The organism is Roseateles sp. DAIF2 (assembly GCF_015624425.1).
In the GTDB taxonomy this organism is placed as follows: Bacteria; Pseudomonadota; Gammaproteobacteria; order Burkholderiales; family Burkholderiaceae_C; genus Kinneretia.
On sequence record NZ_CP049919.1, the window covers coordinates 1,645,079 to 1,666,300 of the forward strand.

20 protein-coding genes are annotated in these 21,222 nt (G+C 70.0%); 8 read left to right on the top strand and 12 right to left on the bottom strand.

The window, feature by feature from the left end; all coding sequences use genetic code 11:
• Positions 1-11 precede the first annotated feature (11 nt).
• The 7 genes from G8A07_RS07660 to ybiB all read right to left on the bottom strand — a co-directional run bounded on the left by G8A07_RS07660 (position 12) and on the right by ybiB (position 7,171).
• Complete coding sequence (locus G8A07_RS07660) at positions 12-1,319, bottom strand: sulfate adenylyltransferase subunit 1 (RefSeq protein WP_195796455.1); 1,308 nt, start codon at positions 1,317-1,319, stop codon at positions 12-14.
• A 2-nt stretch (positions 1,320-1,321) separates the two neighbouring features.
• Positions 1,322-2,293 (bottom strand): sulfate adenylyltransferase subunit CysD, encoded by a 972-nt coding sequence (cysD, locus tag G8A07_RS07665; protein ID WP_195796456.1) that lies wholly within the window; start codon positions 2,291-2,293, stop codon positions 1,322-1,324.
• Entirely contained in the window at positions 2,290-3,090 is an 801-nt protein-coding gene (locus tag G8A07_RS07670) for a phosphoadenylyl-sulfate reductase (protein ID WP_195796457.1), read from the bottom strand. Before G8A07_RS07670 ends, cysD begins: the two co-directional genes overlap by 4 nt.
• Positions 3,091-3,105: 15 nt before the next feature.
• A complete protein-coding gene (locus tag G8A07_RS07675; protein WP_195796458.1) occupies positions 3,106-3,597 on the bottom strand; it encodes a DUF934 domain-containing protein in 492 nt (163 codons plus the stop codon).
• Between the two features lie 13 nt (positions 3,598-3,610).
• Positions 3,611-5,302, bottom strand: coding sequence for a nitrite/sulfite reductase (locus G8A07_RS07680; protein WP_195796459.1), 1,692 nt, complete (start codon positions 5,300-5,302; stop codon positions 3,611-3,613).
• Positions 5,303-5,314: 12 nt separating this feature from the next.
• Positions 5,315-6,082, bottom strand: a complete 768-nt coding sequence (locus G8A07_RS07685) for a sulfite exporter TauE/SafE family protein (protein ID WP_195797656.1) — start codon at positions 6,080-6,082, stop codon at positions 5,315-5,317.
• 162 nt (positions 6,083-6,244) lie between these two features.
• A complete protein-coding gene (gene ybiB / locus G8A07_RS07690; RefSeq protein ID WP_195796460.1) occupies positions 6,245-7,171 on the bottom strand; it encodes a DNA-binding protein YbiB in 927 nt (308 codons plus the stop codon).
• Between the two features lie 104 nt (positions 7,172-7,275).
• Between ybiB and G8A07_RS07695 the strand changes: the two genes are divergently transcribed.
• Positions 7,276-10,218, top strand: a complete 2,943-nt coding sequence (locus tag G8A07_RS07695; protein ID WP_195796461.1) for an HD domain-containing phosphohydrolase — start codon at positions 7,276-7,278, stop codon at positions 10,216-10,218.
• Here G8A07_RS07695 and G8A07_RS07700 read toward each other — a convergent pair.
• Together G8A07_RS07700 and G8A07_RS07705 are read right to left on the bottom strand one after the other, a co-directional pair.
• Positions 10,206-11,090, bottom strand: a complete 885-nt coding sequence (locus tag G8A07_RS07700; RefSeq protein WP_195796462.1) for a DUF4399 domain-containing protein — start codon at positions 11,088-11,090, stop codon at positions 10,206-10,208. The genes G8A07_RS07695 and G8A07_RS07700 overlap by 13 nt on opposite strands.
• 86 nt (positions 11,091-11,176) lie before the next feature.
• Positions 11,177-11,506 carry a cupin gene (locus tag G8A07_RS07705; protein ID WP_195796463.1) on the bottom strand — a complete coding sequence of 110 codons (330 nt, stop codon included), beginning with the start codon at positions 11,504-11,506 and terminating at the stop codon, positions 11,177-11,179.
• 80 nt (positions 11,507-11,586) lie between these two features.
• Here G8A07_RS07705 and G8A07_RS07710 point away from each other — a divergent pair, with 80 nt between their 5' ends.
• Positions 11,587-12,498, top strand: coding sequence for a patatin-like phospholipase family protein (locus G8A07_RS07710; protein WP_195796464.1), 912 nt, complete (start codon positions 11,587-11,589; stop codon positions 12,496-12,498).
• A gap of 17 nt (positions 12,499-12,515) precedes the next feature.
• On the opposite strand, the gene G8A07_RS07715 is transcribed toward G8A07_RS07710, so the two are convergent.
• On the bottom strand, positions 12,516-13,304 hold the full coding sequence (locus G8A07_RS07715; protein WP_195796465.1) for an ABC transporter substrate-binding protein: 789 nt from the start codon (positions 13,302-13,304) through the stop codon (positions 12,516-12,518).
• A gap of 123 nt (positions 13,305-13,427) precedes the next feature.
• On the opposite strand from G8A07_RS07715, the gene G8A07_RS07720 reads away from it, so the two are divergent.
• Positions 13,428-14,048: an LON peptidase substrate-binding domain-containing protein gene (locus G8A07_RS07720; RefSeq protein WP_195796466.1), complete on the top strand. Its 621-nt coding sequence runs from the start codon at positions 13,428-13,430 to the stop codon at positions 14,046-14,048.
• Positions 14,049-14,061: 13 nt separating this feature from the next.
• Here the strand turns inward: G8A07_RS07720 and G8A07_RS07725 are convergent, their stop codons facing one another.
• Positions 14,062-15,606 carry a methyl-accepting chemotaxis protein gene (locus G8A07_RS07725; protein ID WP_195796467.1) on the bottom strand — a complete coding sequence of 515 codons (1,545 nt, stop codon included), beginning with the start codon at positions 15,604-15,606 and terminating at the stop codon, positions 14,062-14,064.
• Positions 15,607-15,795: 189 nt separating this feature from the next.
• On the opposite strand from G8A07_RS07725, the gene G8A07_RS07730 reads away from it, so the two are divergent.
• Positions 15,796-16,473, top strand: a complete 678-nt coding sequence (locus tag G8A07_RS07730; protein ID WP_195796468.1) for a TetR/AcrR family transcriptional regulator — start codon at positions 15,796-15,798, stop codon at positions 16,471-16,473.
• Positions 16,474-16,922: 449 nt separating this feature from the next.
• On the opposite strand, the gene G8A07_RS07735 is transcribed toward G8A07_RS07730, so the two are convergent.
• Positions 16,923-17,477 carry a phasin family protein gene (locus tag G8A07_RS07735; RefSeq protein ID WP_195796469.1) on the bottom strand — a complete coding sequence of 185 codons (555 nt, stop codon included), beginning with the start codon at positions 17,475-17,477 and terminating at the stop codon, positions 16,923-16,925.
• Positions 17,478-17,712: 235 nt separating this feature from the next.
• Here G8A07_RS07735 and G8A07_RS07740 point away from each other — a divergent pair, with 235 nt between their 5' ends.
• Genes G8A07_RS07740 through G8A07_RS07755 form a run of 4 tightly spaced genes read left to right on the top strand, consistent with a single transcriptional unit; the run spans position 17,713 to position 21,219 of the window.
• Complete coding sequence (locus G8A07_RS07740; RefSeq protein ID WP_195796470.1) at positions 17,713-18,645, top strand: histone deacetylase; 933 nt, start codon at positions 17,713-17,715, stop codon at positions 18,643-18,645.
• A gap of 14 nt (positions 18,646-18,659) precedes the next feature.
• Complete coding sequence (locus G8A07_RS07745) at positions 18,660-19,106, top strand: thioesterase family protein (RefSeq protein WP_249937262.1); 447 nt, start codon at positions 18,660-18,662, stop codon at positions 19,104-19,106.
• Complete coding sequence (locus G8A07_RS07750) at positions 19,103-19,822, top strand: nitroreductase (RefSeq protein ID WP_256441101.1); 720 nt, start codon at positions 19,103-19,105, stop codon at positions 19,820-19,822. Before G8A07_RS07745 ends, G8A07_RS07750 begins: the two co-directional genes overlap by 4 nt.
• Complete coding sequence (locus tag G8A07_RS07755) at positions 19,819-21,219, top strand: sodium:proton antiporter (protein ID WP_195796472.1); 1,401 nt, start codon at positions 19,819-19,821, stop codon at positions 21,217-21,219. Before G8A07_RS07750 ends, G8A07_RS07755 begins: the two co-directional genes overlap by 4 nt.
• The last annotated feature ends 3 nt before the right edge of the window (positions 21,220-21,222 follow it).

Below are 21,222 nucleotides of genomic sequence, written 5' to 3' on the forward strand. Positions count from 1 at the left end.
TTCCTCAGGGTTCAGCGCACCAGCAGCGCACCCGAGGTGCGGTTGCTGGTCGGGTCGACGACGATCAGCGCGCCGCCGACGCGGTTAGCCGCATAGGGCTCCACCGGCAGCGCGGCCTGCACCTCGATGCGCACATGGCCGATCTCGTTGACCGCCAGTTCCTGTGCCTCGGTTTCGGCCAGGGTGTGGATGTCCAGGCGATGCTCGATCGCGGCGATGCGTGCCTGCACCCAGCGGTTGCCATGGCGCACCCAGTACTTGCGGCCTTCTTTAGCCGGCTCGGTGTCCAGCCAGGCCAGGGTGGCCTCGAAGCTCTGCACCGGCGTGGCGCTGCCGGGCGTGACGATCCAGTCGCCGCGGCTGACATCCAGCTGGCGGTCCAGCACGACGCCGGCCGATTCCCCGGCCACGCTGTGCGCGACGGTCTCGCCGGCGCGGCGTACCTCGGCCACGACCGCGGTCTGGCCGCTGGGCAGGATCTGCACCTCGTCGCCGGCCTTGACCTGGCCATGGGCGATGCGGCCCCACAGGGTGCGCGGCTGGTGACCGGTGCCCTCACCCTCGCGAGCGACATATTGCACCGGGATCAGCAGCTGGCCCTCGACCTTCTCCTGCAGCGCCGGCAGGCCTTCCAGCACCTGCAGCAGCGAGGGACCGTCGTACCAGGCCGCGTCCAGCGGCTGGGTGACGTTGTCGCCGCGCAGCGCCGAGACCGGCACGATCGCGGTCACCGCGATGCCCGCCTGCGCGGCGAAGGCCCGCAGCGCGGCGCTGACCTTGGCGAAGCCGGCGCCCGGGTCGGCCAGCGCGTCGATCTTGTTGATCGCGAACACGATGCTGGGCACGCGCAGCAGATGCGCCAAGAGGCTGTGGCGGCGCGTCTGCGGCAGCAGCGGCACCTCGGCGGCGTCCAGGTCCAGCTTGGTGATGTCCACCAGCACCACGGCGGCATCGCTGCCGGCCGCGGCCGTCACCATATTGCGGGTGTACTGCTCATGGCCCGGCGCGTCGGCGATGATGAACTTGCGGGTCTTGGTCGCGAAGTAGCGGTAGGCCACGTCGATCGTGATGCCCTGCTCGCGCTCGGCCTCCAGGCCGTCGGTCAAGAGGCTCAGGTCGATCGGTGCGCCGGCGGCACGCTTTTCCAGCGTGTCCAGCTGGTCGGCCAGGATCGCGCGGCTGTCGTACAGCAGGCGGCCGATCAGGGTGCTCTTGCCGTCGTCGACGCTGCCGGCGGTCAGAAAGCGCAGCGCGCGGTGCTGCGTGTCCACGTCTTGTTCGTGGACCCGGGTGTTGTCGTTGTTCAGAACTGCGCTCATGATCAGAAATACCCTTCCTTCTTGCGACGCTCCATCGAGGCCTCGGAGGTGCGGTCATCCATGCGGGTGGCGCCGCGCTCGCTGACCGTGACGGTCAGGGTCTCGGCGACGATGTCCTGGGCCGAGACGGCCGGGCTTTCGACCGGGCAGGTGCAGGTCATGTCGCCGACGGTGCGAAAACGCACGGTCTCGGTCTCGACCACATCACCGGCCTCCGGCGGCGTCACCTCGGTGACTGGCACCAAGAGGCCCTTCTTGCGCACGACCTGGCGCTGGTGCGCGAAGTAGAGGCTGGGCAGCGGGATGTTCTCGCGCGCGATGTAGAGCCAGACGTCCAGCTCGGTCCAGTTGCTGATCGGGAAGGCGCGGAAATGCTCGCCCGGGCGGATGCGGGTGTTGAACAGGTTCCACAGCTCGGGGCGCTGCTCCTTGGGCTGCCATTGGCCGAAGCTGTCGCGGTGGCTGAAGATGCGCTCCTTTGCGCGCGCCTTCTCCTCGTCGCGGCGGGCGCCGCCGATCAGCACGTCGAAGCGGTTGTCCTCGATCGCTTCCAAGAGGGTCACGGTCTGGTGGCCGTTGCGCGACTCCAGCGGATGGGCCAGGCGCACCGTGCCCTTTTTGATCGATTCCTCCATATGGGCAACGATGACGCGCTCGCCCATCTCGGCGACGCGGCGGTCGCGGAACTCGATCACCTCGGGGAAGTTGTGGCCGGTGTCCACATGCACCAGCGGGAAGGGAAGTTTTCCCTTGAAGGTGTTGCCGGTGGGATCGCTCTTGTCGCGCGTCTTGAAGGCCTTCTCGGCCAGGCGCAGCACCACGCAGCTGTCCTTGCCGCTGGAGAACAGCAGGCCCGGGCGTTCGAAGGCGGCGGCCACCTCGCGCAGGATGAAGATGGCCTCCTCCTCCAGGTGGTCCAGATGACGGTGATCGACCGTCGGCAGCAGTTTCTCGAGATTGACCGGGGCGTTCATGCCGGGGCTCCTGTGCTCTTCGTCAGTTCTTCGTTGGTGTGGGCCTTGTGCAGGCCGCATTCCTTGGCGTCTTCACTCTCCCACCACCAGCGGCCGGCGCGGAAGTCCTCGCCGACCGCGATCGCGCGGGTGCAGGGCGCACAGCCGATGCTGGGCATGAACTGGTCATGCAGCGCGTTGTGGGGCACGTCGAAGGCCTGGATGTAATGCCAGACATCGGCCCAGCTCCATTCGGCCAGCGGATTCAGCTTCGTGCGGCCGTTGCCGTCCGGCTCGGCGAAGGGCACCTCGGCGCGGTTTGCGCTCTGCTCGCGGCGCAGGCCGGTGATCCAGGCGCTGCGGCCGGCCAGCATGCGGGAGAGCGGCTCCAGCTTGCGCAGGCCGCAGCAGGCCTTGCGCAGCGCCAGGCTCTCGTACATCGCGCGCTCACCGTTGCTCTTGACGAAATGGATCACCGCCTCCTGCACCGGGCTGAAGACCTCGACCTCCAGCGCGTACTTTGCTTCGATGGCCGGGATCAGCGCCAGGGTCTCGGCGTGCAGCGCGCCGGTGTCCAGAGTGGCGATGCAGATCGGCAGCGCGTGGCGGGCGATCAGGTCGGTGATCACCATGTCCTCGGCGCCGAGGCTGGTGGACTGGATCAGGCCCGCGCCATGCTCGGCCACGGCCTGCTTCAGCAGCTCGACCGTGCGAGCCAGGCGCTCCTCGAAGCCGGCCGTCTGGCGGGCATACAGACCAATGGCCGAGGCGCTGGCCGGCGCCGACAGCCAGGACAGGGTGGAAGCTTCGCCGCTCATGCTGCTTGCCCTTTCTCAGCCCGCGACGTTCGCCGCGAAATGCGGGCGCTGCTCGCGCGTGTCGCCCTGGTAATGGCCGGGGAAGAAGCTCAGCGCGCGCTTGGCTGCGTTGAGGTCCTGGTCGGCGCGCAGCAGCACCGCGTCGAAACCGGTGCGGGCGGCCAGCAGCACCATGTCCACCAGCACCTCGCCGGTGGCGCGGATCTCGCCGGCGAAGCGGTAGCGGCTGCGCAGGATGCGCGCCTGGCTGTAGGCGCGGCCGTCCACCCATTTGGGGAACTGCAGCACCACCAGCGCCAGGCGCGGTAGGTCGGTGGCCAGGCCCTCGATGTCGTAGTCGTTCGGCACCTCGACCGCGGTGGCCAGGCCGGCCGGCCAATGGTCGCGCACCGCATGCCATTGCTCCAGGCTCAGCAGCAGGTTCGGCGCCGGATCGGGATCGGGCTTGGGGCCGTCCTCGCCGACGACGCGATGCCAGGGATCTTGATGGGAGTCGATGAACTTCATTGCGTTCGTTCTTTCAGCGGGCGGCGGCGGTGAGGGTGCGCTGGGCATTGGCCGGTGCCTTGAAGGGCTCGATGCCGACGCGGCGCACCGTGTCGATGAAACGCTCGGCCGCGGCGCGCTCCTGGCGGTAGGTCTGGATCAGCGCATCGATCACGTCCGGCACCTCGTCGGCGGCGAAGCTGGGGCCGATCACCTTGCCGGGCACGGCGGCGCCGGAAATGGTCGAGCCGTCCGAGCCGCCCAGGGTGATCTGGTACCACTCACTGCCGTCCTTGTCGACGCCCAGGATGCCGATATGGCCGCTGTGGTGGTGGCCGCAGCTGTTGATGCAGCCGCTGATGTGCAGGTCGATGTCGCCGATGTCGTAGAGCTCGTCCAGGTCCTGGAAGCGCTCGGTGATCGCCTCGGCCACCGGGATCGAGCGGGCATTGGCCAGCGCGCAGAAGTCGCCGCCGGGGCAGGCGATCATGTCGCTCAGCAGGCCGATATTGGGCGTTGCGAAGCCGTTGGCCTTGGCCTCCTCGAACAGGGCCGGCAGCTCGCTCTCCAGCACCCAGGGCAGCAGCAGGTTCTGGTCATGGGTGACGCGCAGCTCGCCATGGCTGTAGCGCTCGGCCAGCGCGGCGGCGGCCTCCATCTGCGCATCGGTGGCGTCGCCGGGCGGCAGGCCCAGGCGCTTCAACGACAGGGTCACGCCGCGGTGGCCGCTCAGCTTGTGCGCATGCACATTGCGCTCCAGCCAGCGCTTGTAGGCCCCCTGCGCACCCTCGAGGATGTCGATCGCGGGCCGCACGGCGACGCCGGCCGGCACCACGAAGCTGGCCGCGACGCGCTCCAGCTCTGCCTGCGGGATGAGGTGCTCATGGCCGCCGGCATCGTCGGCCAGGATATGGGCGAACTCGGCATTCACCGCGTCGAGAAAGGCCTGGCCCTCGGCCTTGACCAGGATCTTGATGCGGGCCTTGTACATATTGTCGCGACGGCCGTAGCGGTTGTAGACGCGCACGATCGCCTCGATATAGACCAGGATCTGGTTCCAGGGCAGGAACTCGGTGATCACCTGGCCGGTGATCGGGGTGCGGCCCATGCCGCCGCCGACCAGCACCTTGAAGCCGACCTCGCCGGCCTCGTTCTTCACCAGCTGCAGGCCGATGTCGTGCCAGGCGATCGCGGCGCGGTCTTCCAGCGCGCCCGAGATCGCGATCTTGAACTTGCGCGGCAGGAAGGCGAACTCGGGATGCAGGGTGCTCCATTGGCGCAGCACCTCGGCGTAGGGGCGTGGGTCGACGATCTCGTCGGCCGCCACGCCGGCCATGCCGTCGGCGGTGATGTTGCGGATGCAGTTGCCGCTGGTCTGGATGCCGTGCATGTCGACCGCGGCCAGCGCGTCCATCACGTCGGCGGCATCGACCAGCGGGATCCAGTTGTACTGCAGGTTCTGGCGGGTCGTGAAATGGCCGTAGCCGCGATCCCATTTGCGTGCGATATGGGCCAGCTGGCGAAGTTGCTGGGCGGACAGCACGCCGTAGGGCACGGCCACGCGCAGCATCGGCGCATGGCGCTGCACATACCAGCCGTTCTGCAGGCGCAGCGGGCGGAACTCGTCGTCCGAGAGGGTGCCGGCCAGGTTGCGCTCCAGCTGGTCGCGGAACTGCGCGGCGCGGGCATGGACGAACTGGCGGTCGAAGTCGGTATAGGCGTACATGTCTTCAGGAGCTCAATGAATTACTTTCCACCCGGCCATCAGCAGCGAGGCGCACAGCAGGCCGCGCACCACGCCGTCCGGCAGGCGGCGCGTCAGCTGCGCGCCCAGCCAGATGCCGGGCACCGAGCCGATCAGCAGCGGCACCAGCAGCAGCCAGTTCACATGGCCCAGGGTGGCGTGGCCGATGCCGGCGACCAGGGTCAGCGGCACCGCATGGGCGATGTCGCTGCCGACGATGTAGCGCGCCTCCAGGCGCGGGTAGATCAGGAGGATCAGGGTGGCGCCGATCGCGCCGGCACCGATCGAGGACAGCGAAACCAGCACGCCCAGCACCACGCCGGAGGCGATCGTCAGCGCCGGCTTGCGCGCTTCGGGGATGAAGCGCTCCAGCCGCAGGCCCAGGGCCTGCCAGCTCTTCTTGAAGGCGACCACCACGGCGGTCAGCAGCAGGGCGATGCCCAGCGAGAAGGTCAGCGCGCCGGCCCAGCCCTTGGTGACGCCGGTCAGATGCATCAGCGCCACGGTGGCGATCGAGGCGGGGATGGAGCCGGCCAGCAGCAGGCCGGTGATGCGCCATTTCACATGGCCGTGGCGCGCATGGGCCACCGAGCCGGAGACCTTGGTCAGCGCGGCGAACCAGAGGTCGGTGCCGATCGCGACCGCCGGGTTCAGCTTGAAGACGGACAGCAGCAGCGGGGTCATCAGCGAGCCGCCGCCGACACCGGTGATGCCGACGATCAGACCGACGCCGAAGCCGCTCGCGATCGCAATCCAGTCCAACAACAAGTCCGCCGCTCCCGAATGGTGGGGCCCGGGAAAGGGGAAAGGGGATTCCCAGGCCTAGGCGGCGGACTGTATGGAAGCTTTATATATATAGGAACTACAAATTCGTAGATTGCTTATTCGCAGATAAGCATATGAAGCGGGCTGCAATGCCGGGCCTCAATCCTCGGCCAGACGGCGCAAGGCCATGACCTGCTCGGCGATGCGCGGCGGCAGCGGCTCGCGGCCGTCCAGCATCGCCTCGATCAGCCGGGCGTTGGCCGCCGGCTCGCAGTCGGGCGACAGCGGCCAGTCCAGGTCCGTCGTGTCGGCCGGGTGCAGGTCCAGGCGCTGGCCGTCGATGAAGCCGTAGAGCTGGGCCTTGCGGCGCAGATGCGCGTAGGCCTCGCCCTCGCTGGCGCGCATCAGGAGGCCGCGGTGGCCGGCCGCGCTTTGCGCCAGCAGGGCCTGGCCCATGCTGTCCAGGTATTCGGGATGGGTCACCGCGACGACGCGCACGCTGCGCCCCGGCGCCGCATCCAGCAGCTTGGCCACGCTGTGGCCGCTGTTGCGCACGCCCAGGCGTGGGCGCAGGGCCATCAGCGCATCCAGCCCCGGGTTCAGCGCGGCCAGCGGCAGGATCGCCAGGCGCTCGCGCGCCAGCCGTTCGCTCGCCTGCTCGGGCGTGGCGGCGGGCGCGAGGCCCAGCGCGGCCAGCAGCTCGAAGGGGCTGATGCGGCTGTCGAAATCATGCCGGCCGAAGATCAGCACCGGCACGCCCGCGCGCGCCAGCAGCCGCGCCACCAGGGGCATCAGATTGGCCTGCTTGCGTGCACCGTTGAAGGTGGGCAGCAGCACGCAGCGCGGGCCGGTGGCCGGCGCTATCTCGACCCGCGCGGTGCGCGCCTGCATCGCGCGCCAGAAGCCGGCCAGCTCGGCCGCGCTCTCGCCCTTGATGCGCATCGAGAGCAGGATCGCGCCCAGCTCCAGCTCCGGCACCGCGCGGTCCAGCATCGCGCCGAACAGGGCCTCGGCCTGGGCCTCGTCCAGGTCGCGCGCGCCGCGCGTGCCGCGGCCGATTTCCTTGATCAGGGGGGCGAATTCCATGGCGTCAGTGTAGGGGTCGCGGTGGGGCAAGACCCGACCCCGGCCGCGGCCGCTTGACGCCGCCCGGGTCAGGCCGGATGCTGCGCCCCAGGGGAGGAAGGTCCATGGGCATTGCGAAGCCGCGCTCGATTTACCTGACCTTGTCGGTGCTGATGATCGGCATCGTGCTGCTGCTGTACGCGGCGCTGGCGAGCTACCAGCTGAGCGTCAGCAAGCAGCGCATGCTGGCGCAGGCGGCCGACACCTTCGAGCGCATCGGCCGCGAGACCTCGGCGGCGATCGAAGCCGAGCTGCGCCCGGCGCGGCTCAGCGCGGCGCTGCTGGCGCAGACCTCGCTGCTGGCGGGCGCCCGCCATGCCGACCGCCTGGCCCGGCTGCCGCTGCTGGCGGCGGCGCTGCGCCAGAACCCCTCGCTGTCGGCCGTCTACGGCGGCACGGCCAACGGCTCCTTCGTGCTGCTGCGGCGCCTCGACCCGCGGCAGGAGGGCGCGCTGGAGGCGCCGCCGGGCAGCGCCTACCTGCTGCAGTCGGTGGACCGCGATGGCGCCGAGCCGCGCGGCAGCTACCGCTTCTTCGACGCCGAGCTGCGCCTGCTGGCCGAGCGGGAGCGGCCGGGCTACCGCTTCGATCCGCGCGAGCGCGCCTGGTTCGTGCAGGCCGTTGCGGCGCGGGACTCGGGCGCGGTGGTGCAGACCTCGCCCTATCTGTTCTTCACCACCCGCGAGGTCGGCCTGACCCTGGCCAGCGCTGGCGGCACGCTGGGCGCGGCGGGCGTCGACGTCAGCCTGCAGGCCCTGGCCGAGATGCTGGCGCGGCAGCGCATCACGCCGGGCAGCGAGCTGATGATCGTCGACGCGCAGGGCGGCGTGCTGGCGCTGGCCGCACCGGGCAAGCGCCTGGGCGCGCAGGCGCTGGCGCGCGGCAGCGATGCGCGGCTGCCGCTGGTGCGCGAGCTGGGCTCGCCGGTGCTCCTGCATCTGTGGGAGCGGGCCCAGACCGGCACCGCGCTGGAGCCGATCACCGGCCTGCAGGGGCGCGAATGGGTGCTGCGCCTGCAGGCCCTGGCCGGGGCGCCGGGGCTGAGCCTGGCGATCGCGGCGCCGCGCGACGAGCTGCAGGCCGATGCGCTGCGCGCGCGCAGCGTGTCGCTGCTGATCGCCAGCGGCATCGTGCTGCTGACCCTGCCCCTGGTGCATTGGGCGGCGCAGCTGGTGGCGCAGCCGCTGAAGCGGCTGGCGGCCGAGGCGGAGGCGATCAGCCGCTTCGAGTTCGAGGGGCCGGAGCCGGCGCGCAGCCATATCCGCGAGGTCGACATGCTGGCGCTGGCGATGGGCCGGATGCGCGAGTCGCTGCGGCGCTTCCTGCAGATCTCCGAGGCGCTGGCCGCGGAGCATCGGGTCGAGCCGCTGCTGCAGCGCCTGCTCGGCGAGACGGTCTCGGTGGTGCAGGCCTCCAGCGGCGCGATCCACCTGGTCAGCGACGACGGCCAGCGCCTGGTGCCGGCGGCGGCGCTGATCGACGGCGTGGTCAGCGATCCGGGCCTGCTCAGCACCTGGGCGCTGGACGAGCGGGGCAGTCCCTCGGTGACGGTGCGGGCGCTGCGCGAGAACCGGCTGGTCGATGTCGAGCTGCGCTGGGAGGAGGCCAGCCATCTGTCGGCCTATGGCGGCCTATTCCGCCGGCTGGAGGCCTCGCGCCTGCGGATGCTGGCGCTGCCGCTGCGCAACCAGCGCGACGAACTGGTCGGCACCCTGTCCTTCACCTTCGTCGACGAACAGGGCAGCGGCCCGCTGCCGGCGGCGCGCGCCGCCTTCATCCAGGCGCTGGCCGGTCCGGCCGCGGTGGCGATCGACAACCAGCTGCTGCTGCGCACCCAGAAGGCGCTGCTGGAAAGCCTGATCCAGCTGGTGGCCGGCGCGATCGACGCCAAGAGCCCCTACACCGGCGGCCATTGCCAGCGCGTGCCGGAGCTGACCAAGATGCTGGCGCGCGCCGCCTGTGCGGCCGACAGCGGCCCCTACCGCGACTTCAGGCTCGACGAGGAGGACTGGGAGGCGCTGCACATCGCCGCCTGGCTGCACGACTGCGGCAAGGTGACGACGCCGGAATATGTGGTCGACAAGGCGACCAAGCTGGAGACCATCCACGACCGCATCCACGAGATCCGCATGCGCTTCGAGCTGCTGAAGCAGGAAGCCTATCTGGCCCTGTGCGAGCAGCGCCTGCGCGAGCGCGACGAGGACCTGCCGGCGCTGCGCGCCGCGGCCGCGCCGGCGCAGGCCGCACTGGACGAGGACTTCGCCTTCATCGCGGCCTGCAACGAGGGCGGCGAGTTCCTCTCGCCGGACAAGCTGGCGCGGCTGCAGGCGATCGCGCAGCGCCGCTGGTGGCGCACCCTGGACGACCGCCTGGGCCTCTCCCATGCGGAGCGCGAGCGCCTGGCGGCCTTCCCGGCGCCGGCCCTGCCGGTGCAGGAGCCGCTGCTGGCCGACAAGCCCGAGCACCGGCTGCGGCGGCCGGCGCGCGAGCTCATCCCCGACGACAACCGCTGGGGCTTCCGGATGCGGGTGCCCGAACACCTGTACGACCGCGGCGAGCTGCACAACCTGTCGGTGAGCCGCGGCACCCTGACCGAGGAGGAGCGCTACAAGATCAACGAGCACATCGTGCAGACGATCAAGATGCTGTCCGAGCTGCCCTTCCCGCCGCACCTGAAGAGCGTGCCCGAGATCGCCGGCGGCCACCATGAGCGCATGGACGGCGGCGGCTATCCGCGCGGCCTGACGCGCGAACAGATGAGCCCGCAGGCGCGCATGATGGCGATCGCCGATGTCTTCGAGGCCCTGACCGCCGACGACCGGCCCTACAAGAAGGGCAAGCGCCTGTCCGAGGCGCTGGCCATCATGGCGCGCATGGCGCGCGAGCAGCACCTGGACGGCGAGCTGTTCGAGCTGTTCCTGCGCGCCGGCGTCTGCCTCGACTATGCGCGGCGCTTCATGCGGCCCGAGCAGGTCGACGCGGTGCGGATCGAGGACTACCTGTCCTGACGCGCGACATTGATGCGCAGCGGCGCGGCCTTCAGCAAGACCTGACCCTGGCCGTCGAGGAAGCGGGCCTCGATCTCGTAGTCGCCGCGTGGCAGGTCCAGCACGGTCTCGGTGCGGCCGTCGCGCAGGTCCAGGCGCTGCGCGGGCGCGCCGGCGCGGCTGATATTGACCGAGAAATGGCCGCTGTCCTTGAGCGCCGAGCCGGCCGGCGCGACGCCCAGCCCGGTCACGCCCAGGCTCAGCAGGAAGGGGCTGCCGACCGATTCCTCGCTGCGCAGGTTCTTCACATAGACCTCGCGCGTGGCGGCGCGCGGCGCGCCGAGCTGGTCCTGGTACCAGGCGGCGCAGCTCGCGGCGAAGCGGGCCGGGTCGATCGTCAGCGGCGCGGCGCTGCGTCGGCCCACCACCTCGATCGTGATCTCGCGGCTGTAGACGAAATAGGGCCGGTGCTCATGGTCGGCGAACAGCAGGCGCAGCGTGTGCTTGCCGTCGGGCAGGTCCAGCTCGGCGCCGGTCTGGCCCTTGCCGAAATGCCTGTGGGTGTTGGAGAAGGGGATCTGCGCCTGGTGGTTCGAGGGCAGCGGCGTGTCGATCAGGATATGGTGGTGGCCGGCCTGCGCGTTCTTGTTGCCGGCCGGGATCACGCCCATGCCGCGCACGCCGAAGTCGACCCAGAAGGGTGAGCGCAGCGCATAGCCGTGGCGCAGATTGGTGAAGCTGACGGCGATCGGCTCGCGCAGGTCCGGCGCGCTGCGCTCGGCGCTGTAGCTCTGCCAGCAGCGGCGCCCCAGCGCATCGCTGGGCAAGGTCTGACCCCAGGCGGGCAGGGCGGCAGAGAGGACAAGGGGTAGCAGGCGGACCGGCAGGCGCATCAATCGGGACTCCTCCGCGGACAACAGCGCGGCCACGCATTGTGGCCGCGCCCGATGTCGCGCCGGGGCGTCCGGATGGGGGATGGCTAGTGTCTGAGGATCAAGGTCAGCAGCAGGCAGCTGTCCTGCTCGGCCAGCACCGCATGCGGTTCGCCGCCGCGCAGCACGGTCAACTGGCCGGCCGCCAGCGGCAGCTCGGTGCCCGGCATGATCAGCCGCACCCGCCCGGCCAGGCATTGCAGGCTCAGCTCACCGGCCACCTTGTGCTCCGGCAGGCGCTGGCCGGCATGCAGCACCACATGCAGCAGCTGCAGCTGGTCGGTCTTGATCAGGCTGGTGCTGGGGCTGTCGGTGCTGCCGTCGGCCAGGGGCTTCAGGTCGATCAGCTGGCCATGGTTGGCGTGGGTCAGGGCCATGGGCGGGCTCCTTTGCGGCACGGATGGTTCCGCCATTGTGGGCCCTGGCCGCGCCGGGCGGGCTTCTAGAATCCCCCGCCATGTCTTCCGTTTCCCGTCGGGGCCTGTTGCTGGCCCCCCTGGCGCTGGCCGCCTGCTCCCAGATGCCGCTTGTCGGCAGCCCGACCCCACCGCCGCCGATCGATGCCACCCCGCCCGGTCCCAAGCCGCCGCCGAAACCGCCGCGCATCGGCCTGGCCCTGGGCGGTGGCGCGGCGCGCGGCTTCGCCCATATCGGCGTGATCCAGGTGCTGGAGGAAAACGGCATCGGGGTGGACCTGGTGGCGGGCACCTCGGCCGGCTCGCTGGTGGCGGCGCTCTATGCCTCGGGCAAGAACGGCAAGGAGCTGGCGGCGCTGGCCGAGGGTATGGACGAGGGCGCGATCACCGACTGGGCCTTCCCGGGCCGCGGCCTGATCCGCGGCGAGGCGCTGGCGCGCTTCGTGCGCGAGCGCACCGGCCACAAGCCGATCGAGCAGATGGCGATCCCGCTGGGCATCCTGGCCACCGACCTGTCCGACGGTTCGGGCGTGCTGTTCCGCAGCGGCGACACCGGCACCGCGGTGCGCGCCTCCAGCGCGGTGCCGGCGGTGTTCCAGCCGGTCAAGATCGCCGGGCGCGAATATGTGGACGGCGGCCTGGTGGCGCCGGTGCCGGTGCGCCAGGCGCGCCAGATGGGCGCGGAGCTGGTGATCGCGGTCGACATCAGTTCGCCGCCGGACGACAAGCCGCTGGGCGACGCGATGCGCATGCTGCTGCAGACCTTCGCGATCATGAGCCGCAGCATCAATGCCTATGAGCTGCGCGAGGCCGACCTGGTGCTGCGGCCGCAGCTGCTGGGCATCGGCAGCGCGGACTTCACGGCGCGCCGGCGCAGCATCCAGGCCGGCCGCGAGGCGGCGCTGGCGATGCTGCCTGCGCTGCGCCACCGCATCGAGGCGAAGACGCGCTGAATGAAGGCGCCGGCGCCTCAGCGCGGCGGCAGGCCCAGCTCGCGCCGGAACTCGCCCTGCAGCTGCTGGTAGCCGCCGTTGCGGCGCAGCTCGGCGAGGCCGCGGCCGAACTGCTCGGCCAGCTGCCGGCCCTCCGGGTGGGCCTTGGAGAAGGCGACCCAGAAGCCGTCCTGCGAGATCTTGCCCAGGCGCCGCACCTTGCCCTGCAACGCCGGCTCGCCCTGGAGGCGCAGCAGGCCGGGCATGGTGTTGAGCAGGATGAAGTCGACGCGCTGGTTCACCAGCATGCGCAGCAGCAGCTTGTCCGAGGTGGCGCCATGGCGCCGGATCAAGGGGTCGCGCATGAACTCGGTCGGGTAGGTGTAGCCGTTGGTGTAGCCGACGCTGCGGCCGCGCAGGTCGGCCAGGCCCAGCTCGCCGCCGCTGAAGTCGGCCGGGCCGAAGATCGCCAGCTCCTCCTCGAACATCGGCGGCTCGTGCCAGTGGTACTGCGGGCGGTTCTCGGCGGTGATCGTCGCGTTGAAGCAGCCGGCCGCGCGGCCCTCCTTGGCATCGCGCATGCAGCGCGCGAAGGGCATGGCCTGCAACCGCACCGCCACGCCCTGGGCGGCGAAGGCGGCCCGCACCAGGCGCACCGCGAAGCCCTTGGGTTCGCCGTCCGGGCCCTGCCAGGCATAGGGCGGCCAGTCGTCCTCGACCGCGATCAGCGGCTGGGCCCGCGCGGCGCCGGCGGCCAGCAGCAGGCACAGGCCTAGCAACAGCCAGGGCAGGAGGTTCTTCGGCCGTACTGCAAAAGCGGCGGACATGGTGGACCTGGAGGGAAGAGGCGCTTTCATTGTGGGCAAGGGGCGGGGGCGCGGCAAGCCGGGGCAACCCGGCGCGGCCGCCTTGTCCCTCGAACGGGTGGCGCGGGCTATGCTCGGGCCATCATGCAGATTGCGCTTTTTCCGCTCCAGGCTCCCCTGTTTCCCGGCGGCCTGTTGTCGCTGCGGGTGTTCGAGCCGCGTTACCTCGACCTGATCCAGCGCTGCGAGAAAAGCGGCGAGCCCTTCGGCGTGGTGCTGCTGACCGCCGGCAGCGAGGTGCGCCAGCGCGGCGAGGGGGCGGATTTCGTGGCGGAGCGCTTCGAGCCGCTGGGCACGCTGGCCCATCTGGAGCGGCTTGAGCGGCCGCGGCCGGGCCTCTTGCAGATCCGTTGCACGGGCGGGCGGCGCTTTCGCCTGAGCGGCAGCGCCTGCCTGCCGCATGGGCTGTGGATGGGCGAGGGCGAGCTGCTACCGGAGGAGGTGGAGCTGCCGCTGCCCGAGGACCTGGCGCAGACCGCGCGCCTGCTGCAGGGCCTGCTGCACACCCTGGAGACCGGCGCGGCGGCCGAGGACCTGCCGGTGCAGCCGCCCTATCGCTGGGACGACTGTGGCTGGCTGGCGAACCGCTGGTGCGAGCTGCTGCCGCTGCCCGCGGATGAAAAACAGCGCCTGCTGGCGCTGGACAATCCGCTGCTGCGGCTGGAGCTGATCGGCGACCAGCTCGAGCGGCTGCGCCAGCCCTGAGCGGGCGGCCCGCTCAGGCGAGCCGGAATACCGAGACCACCTCGGCCAGGCGTTCGGCCTGCTCGCGCAGCGAGGCCGAGGCGGCGGTCGATTCCTCCACCAGCGCGGCATTCTGCTGCGTCATCTGGTCGAGGTTGGCGACGGCCTGATTGACCTGGCCGATGCCGTCGCGCTGCTCGGTGGCGGCGGCGGCGATCTCGCCCATCAGGTCGGTGACGCGCTGCACGCCGCGCAGGATCTCGCCGACCGCGGCGCCGGAGCTGGCGACCTCGGCCGAGCCGACCTCGACCGTCTCGACCGAGCGGGTGATCAGGATCTTGATCTCCTTGGCGGCCTCGGCGCTGCGCTGGGCCAGCGAGCGCACCTCGGAGGCGACCACCGCGAAGCCCTTGCCATGCTCGCCGGCGCGGGCGGCTTCCACCGCGGCGTTCAGCGCCAGGATGTTGGTCTGGAAGGCGATGCCGTCGATGGTGCCGATGATGTCGGCGATCTTCTTCGATGAATCGCTGATCTGCTGCATGCGCTCGCTGACCTGGGCACCGGCCTGGCTGCCGCGCTCGGCGGCCTCGGCAGCGGTCTGGGCCAGCTGGTTCGCCTGGCGCGCGGTGTCGGCGGACTGGCCGACGGCGCCGGTCAGCTGTTCCATGCTGGAGGCGGTCTCCTCCAGGTTGGAGGCGGTCTGCTCGGTGCGGGCGCTCAGGTCCTGGTTGCCGGTGGCGATCTGCGCCGCGGCGCTGGAGACCGAATCGACGCCGTCGCGCACCTGGCTGACGACCGACTTCAGCCGCACCACCATGCGCAGCAGCGCGCCCTGCAGCTGGGCCACCTCGTCGCGGCCCTGGACGCGCAGGCTGTGCGTCAGGTCGCCGGCGGCGACGGCCTCGGCCAGCAGCACCGATTCGTGCAGCGGGCGGGTGATGCGGCGGGTGATCACGAAGCCCAGGCCCGCGCCCAGCAGCACGGCCAGCGTGGTCATGCCGGCGATCAGCCAGCGGCTGTTGGCATAGATCTCGTTGCCCAGCTTGTTGGCCTTGTCGGCGTCGGCGGTGTTCAGCTCGACCAGCTCGTCCAGCGCCTTGTCCAGCGCGTTGTACTTGGGCAGGCCGACCTTGGCCAGCAGGCGCAGCGCGTTCTCGTCGTCGCCCTGGCGCGAGGCTTCCTGCATCGCGCGGCTGTTGTCCAGGTAGTCGGTCCAGAGGTTCTGGATGTGTTTGACCTTCTCCAGCTCGTCGGCCGAATCGGCCAGCTTGGCATAGGCGGCCAGATGGATCTCGACCTGCTTGCGCGAGTCCTGCAGCGAGTCGACCACGGCCGCGCGCTCGCCGGCATCGGTCGTCATCAGGCGGTACTCGCGCGTGCGGTAGCGCGAGATCTGCTGGGCGGTGGACTGGGCCTCGCGGCTGGAAGGCAGCAGGTTCTCGGCCATCAGGCTGGCGGTGTCGTTGACGCGGCCCAGCTGGACGATGGCGGTCACGCCCAGCACGGCGGTGATCAGGAGTACCAGGAAGAAGGCCAAGCCCAGCTTGGCGCCGACGGAAATGCGGTCGAGCAATTGCATGGAAGGAGGACTTTCGGACGATGGGGGAGGGGATCCGACATGCACTGCGGTCCTGCATGCCCGTAGGCCGTTATTGTTGTACGTGTACGTTAGTGAAAACCATGATCAGGACCAAGGGTTCGGGACTATTTAACGCCGTCATGCATATGAGTTAACGTACGCCAACGATAACAATTTGTTGCGATTGGGATGGGCAGCGGAATCAGGAAGAAGAGCGGGACCGCCGCGGCGGCGGGCACCGCGCGCACGCGGGTGCGGCGCAGCCCGGCGGCGATGGCGACGCTCAAGCGCGAGATGCTGGAGCGCGCGCGCCGGATCTGCCGCGACGAGGGGGCCGCGGGCCTGTCGATGCGCCGCATGGCGCAGGAGTTCGGCCTGTCGACGATGGCGCTGTACAGCTATTTCCCGAACAAGCAGGCGCTGCTGGAGGGGCTGTGGCTGGAGGTGTTCGAGGCGCTGCTGGAGCGGCTGCTGCCGGTCTCGGCCGGGCGGCGCGCGCCGCTGAAGGTGCTGGAGGCGCATGCGCGCGGCCTGATCGGCTTCTGGGAGGAGCGTGCCGACCAGTTCCGCATGATCTACATGTCGCTGCAGCAGACCGCCGGCGGCGACGCGGTGGCGATGGCCGAGCAGCCGGCCTACCAGAAACTGGTGCACCTGACGCGCGAGCGGGTCGCGGCCTGCGCGCGCGGCGCGGCGGAGCCCAGCGAGGAGACCCTGTCCCTGCTGGCGGCGCAGATGGTGTCCAAGCAGCTGGGCTATCTGCTGCTGGCGCTGGGCGTGGCGCGCTACCCGCTGCGCGACCGCGACGCGCTGCGCGAGCGGGTGGTGCAGGACATCGTCGCCGGCGTGGTCGCCGGACTGGGCTGACCGCAGGACGGAAAAGGCTCTTTGCGCGTTGATTGATGATGCCGTGATGGCGAAGGTCTCGACGCAGGAGGGCGGGCAGACCTGCTGCTACGTGTCCCCCGGCCGCTGCGCGGCCTCCTCCTTGACCTCCGCATCAGGCCTGCCCACCCTCCTGCGTGGCGTTGCGTTTGGCTTTCTCCGCAAACACCTGGCGGTGGAGAAGCCGGGATGCGGGTGTGCGCAATTGCGCAGGTCAAGGAGGAGGGCGGCTTGCGGCCCGGGGGACACGGAGCAATTGCGCATGCCCGCGTCCCGGCGCCACCCGGCTCCTTGCAGGGGCCATCAAGACCACGCCAGGAACATCACAAGTCAATAAAAAAGCCGAAAAAAAGCCCGGCAAGGCCGGGCTTGAAGGGTACTTGGGAAGCGCTGCTTCTTGGGTACCGAGGAGACAATCGAGAAGAAAGGTCTCAGGCGGCGCGCTTGGCGGCGCGGGTGGCCGTCTGAGTGGCCTTGACGGCGGTGCTGGTCGCGGCCTGGAAGTTGGCTTCGGCGACTTCGGCGGCCTGCTTGGCGGCCTTGTGCACCGATTCAAAGGCGTTGTTGGCGGCGGCCACGGCCGACTTCACCAGGGCGACGGCGTTCTCGGTGCCGGCCGGGGCATTCTTGGCGGCGCTGTCGACGACGGCGGCGAACTTCTTCTGCGCGTCGGCGATCTGCGCCTCGGCGACCTTCACCACTTCGGCATTGGTGCTGGCGGCGATGTCGTACAGGTGGCGGCTGTAGGAAGCGGCCTTTTCGGCGCTGGGTTGCAGCAGCGCGGCCTGCAGGGCCAGCAGCTCCTGGGCGTCCTTGACGGACAGCGCGGCATTCGCGGTCTCGGCGGCTTCGCCCAGCGCGGTCTTGGCCACTTGCAGATTCAGCTCGACCAGCTTCTCGACGCCTTCGAAGGCCTTGTTGGTGAGGCCAAAGAGGGTCTCGACGTTGGCTTTGTGGGCGGCGAAAACTTGTTCAGCGGTCAGCATAGGAAAAGCTCCTGAGTTCGGTTAAAGGTGTGGGCCTTGGGGAGGAACCATCGGTGCCGTTCAATCGAATTGCTGCACCGCAACATGATCCGAAGTATAGGGATGCCGAACAGGATTGCAAGCTCTTTTTGTTGCGCTGCAGCAAACTAGAGGGGCTTTTCTAGCCGGAGCTCTGCCGACGCCCCCGGCAGTGCGCGTCGGCAGCCCCGCGCCAAAGCGGCTATGGTGGCGTTCGATGTACGCCTTTCATGCCGACGCCCACAGCCTGGCCCTGCCGCCCGGTCACCGTTTCCCGCAGGACAAATACCGCCTGCTGCGCGAGCGCCTGGAGGCCGATCCGGGCCCGCTGCGCCTGCGGCCCGCCGAGGCGGCGGACCTGGGCGAGCTGGCGCTGGTGCATACGCCGGACTATGTCGATGCGGTGCTGCAGGGCCATCTCTCCGCCGCCCAGCAGCGCGAGATCGGCTTCCCCTGGTCGCCCTCGATGGTCGAGCGCTCGCGCCGCTCGGTCGGCGCCACCATCATGGCCGCGCGCGCCGCGCTGGGCGGCGAGGGCCTGGCCGCCAACCTGGCCGGCGGCACCCACCATGCCTATGCGGACAAGGGCTCCGGCTACTGCGTGTTCAACGATGTCGCGGTGGCGGCGCGGCTGATGCAGGCCGAGCGGCACCGCGAGGCGCGGGCACCGCTGCCGGTGCTGGTGATCGACCTGGACGTGCACCAGGGCAACGGCACCGCGGCAATCTTCCGCCAGGATCCGACGGTGTTCACCTTCTCGATGCATGGCGCGAAGAACTTCCCCTTCCGCAAGGAGGCGAGCGATCTGGACGTGGAGCTGCCGGACGGCTGCGGCGATGCCGACTACCTGGCGGCGCTGGAGCGGGCGCTGGCCGAGGTCTGGGCGCGCTGCCCGGCGCCGGGCCTGGCCTTCTACCTGGCCGGCGCCGATCCGCATGAGGGCGACCGGCTGGGCCGGCTGAAGCTGACGACCGAAGGCCTGCAGGAACGCGACCGGCGCGTCTTCGCGGCGCTGCGCGAGCGCCGCATCCCGCTGGCGCTGAGCATGGCCGGCGGCTATGGCCATGACCTGAACACCACGGTGGCGGTGCAGGTGAATACCCTGAGGGAGGCCGCGCACAGCTGGGCCGCCTGGCGGGCCGGGCGATGAAAGAATCCGCAACCATGAGCGACGACACCCGACCCCAGGCGGAAGGCCGCGCGGCCTATGCCCGCTTCGTGCCCCTGGGCACGCGCTGGATGGACAACGACATCTACGGCCACCTGAACAACGTCGTCTACTACAGCCTGTTCGACACCGCGGTGAACCAATACCTGATCGAGCAGGGCGCGCTGGACATCCATGGTGGCGCGGTGATCGGCCTGGTGGTCGAGACCCATTGCAACTTCTTCGACTCGCTGGCCTTCCCGCAGCGCATCGAGGCCGGCCTGCGCGTGGCCCGGCTCGGCCGTTCCAGCGTGCGCTACGAGATCGGCCTGTTCGCCGAGGGTGCATCGCTTTGCGCGGCCCGCGGCCACTTTGTCCATGTCTATGTGGAGCGCAATAGCCGCCGCCCGGTGGCCGCGCTGCCCGAACCCTATCTGCAAGCCTTGCAAGGACTGATGCCGTGACCCATCCCGCCTTCACCCCGCCGACGCCCGAGGCCACCGCCGCGGTCGATGCCGCAATCCTGAGCCGCCATTCGATGCGCGCCTTCCTGCCGACGCCGGTCGAGCGCGCGGTGATCGAGGACATCCTGCGGGTGGCCTCCCGGGCACCTTCCGGAACGAATACCCAGCCCTGGCAGGTCCATGTGCTGACCGGCGCCGCCAAGACCCGGCTGTCCGAACGCATCATGGCCGTCTACGACGACCCGGAGGAGCTGGCCACGCATGGTGAGGAGTACGCCTACTACCCGCGCGAATGGGTCTCGCCCTTCATCGACCGGCGCCGCAAGGTGGGCTGGGACCTTTACGGCCTCCTGGGCATCGCCAAGGGCGACAAGGCGCGCATGCACGACCAGCATGGCCGCAACTATCAGTTCTTCGACGCGCCGGTGGGCCTGATGTTCACGATCGACCGCGTGATGCAGCAGGGCAGCTGGCTGGACTACGGCATGTTCCTGCAGAACATCATGGTCGCGGCGCGCGGCCGCGGCCTGCACACCTGCCCGCAGGCGGCCTTCACCCAGTTCCACCGCGTGATCGCCGAGGAGCTGGGTCTGGAGCCGCGCCAGCAGCTGGTCTGCGGCATGTCGCTCGGCTACGCGGACCCCGCCGCGGTCGAGAACGGCCTGATCACCGAGCGCGAGCCGGTGGCCGGCTTCGCGCGCTTCCTCGACCGGTGAAGCGCCGCCTGCTTTCCCTGTTGCTGCTGGGCCAGAGCGCTCCGGCGCTGGCCGCGGAGCTGGACGGGCGCGCCTTCGGCCCGCTGTGGGGGCTGCCCTTCGCCGGCATGCTGCTGTCGATCGCGATCCTGCCGCTGGCCGCGCCCAAGCTCTGGCACCACCATTTCGGCAAGATCGCGGCCGGCTGGGCACTGGCCTTCCTGCTGCCCTTCGCGCTGGGCCATGGCGCGGCGGCGACCGCGGGCGTGCTGGCCCATGCGCTGCTGGCCGAATACCTGCCCTTCATCATCCTGCTGTGCGCGCTGTTCACCGCCGCCGGCGGCATCTATGTGCGTGGCAATCTGTGCGGCAGCCCGGGGCTGAATGCGGGGCTGATGGCGATCGGCGCGCTGCTGGCCAGCGTGATGGGCACGACCGGGGCCTCGATGCTGATGGTGCGCCCGCTGATCCGCGCCAACGACAACCGCCGCCACAACGCCCATGTGCTGGTGTTCTTCATCTTCATCGTCAGCAATGCCGGCGGCTCGCTGACGCCGCTGGGCGATCCACCGCTGTTCCTGGGCTTCCTGAAGGGCGTGGACTTCTTCTGGACCGCCCGCCATATCTTCCCCGAGACCCTGTTCCTGATCTGCGCACTGCTGGCGATCTTCTATGCGATCGACCGCTGGTTCTACCGCCGCGAGGGCGTGACCCAGCAAGACCCGACCCCGGACACCGCGGGCTTCGGCATCGAGGGCGGCATCAATCTGCTGCCGCTGGCCGCGGTGGTGGCGCTGGTGCTGATGAGCGGGCTGTGGCGGCCGGGCATCGGCTTCGAGGTGCTAGGCACCCGGGTGGAGCTGCAGGCGCTGCTGCGCGACGTGCTGCTGGTGGGGGTGGTGTTCTGGTCGCTGGCGATCACGCCGAAGGCGCTGCGCGCGAAGAACCAGTTCTCCTGGGCGCCGATGCAGGAGGTGGCCAAGCTCTTCATCGGCATCTTCCTGACCATGGTGCCGGTGCTGGCGATGCTGAAGGCCGGCGAGCAGGGCGCCTTCGCGGCGGTGGTGCGCGCGGTGACCGGCGCCGACGGCCAGCCGCTGCCCTGGGCCTATTTCTGGTTTAGCGGCGGGCTGTCCTCCTTCCTGGACAACGCGCCGACCTATCTGGTGTTCTTCAACCTGGCCGGCGGCGATGCGCAGCTGCTGATGAGCGGCCTGGCGCCGACCCTGGCCGCGATCTCGGCCGGCTCGGTCTTCATGGGCGCCAACACCTATATCGGCAACGCGCCCAACTTCATGGTCAAGGCGATCGCCGAGGAGCGCGGCATCCGCATGCCCAGCTTCTTCGGCTATATGGCCTGGTCCGGCGCGGTGCTGCTGCCGCTGTTCATCCTGATGACCCTCATCTGGTTCCGTTGAAGG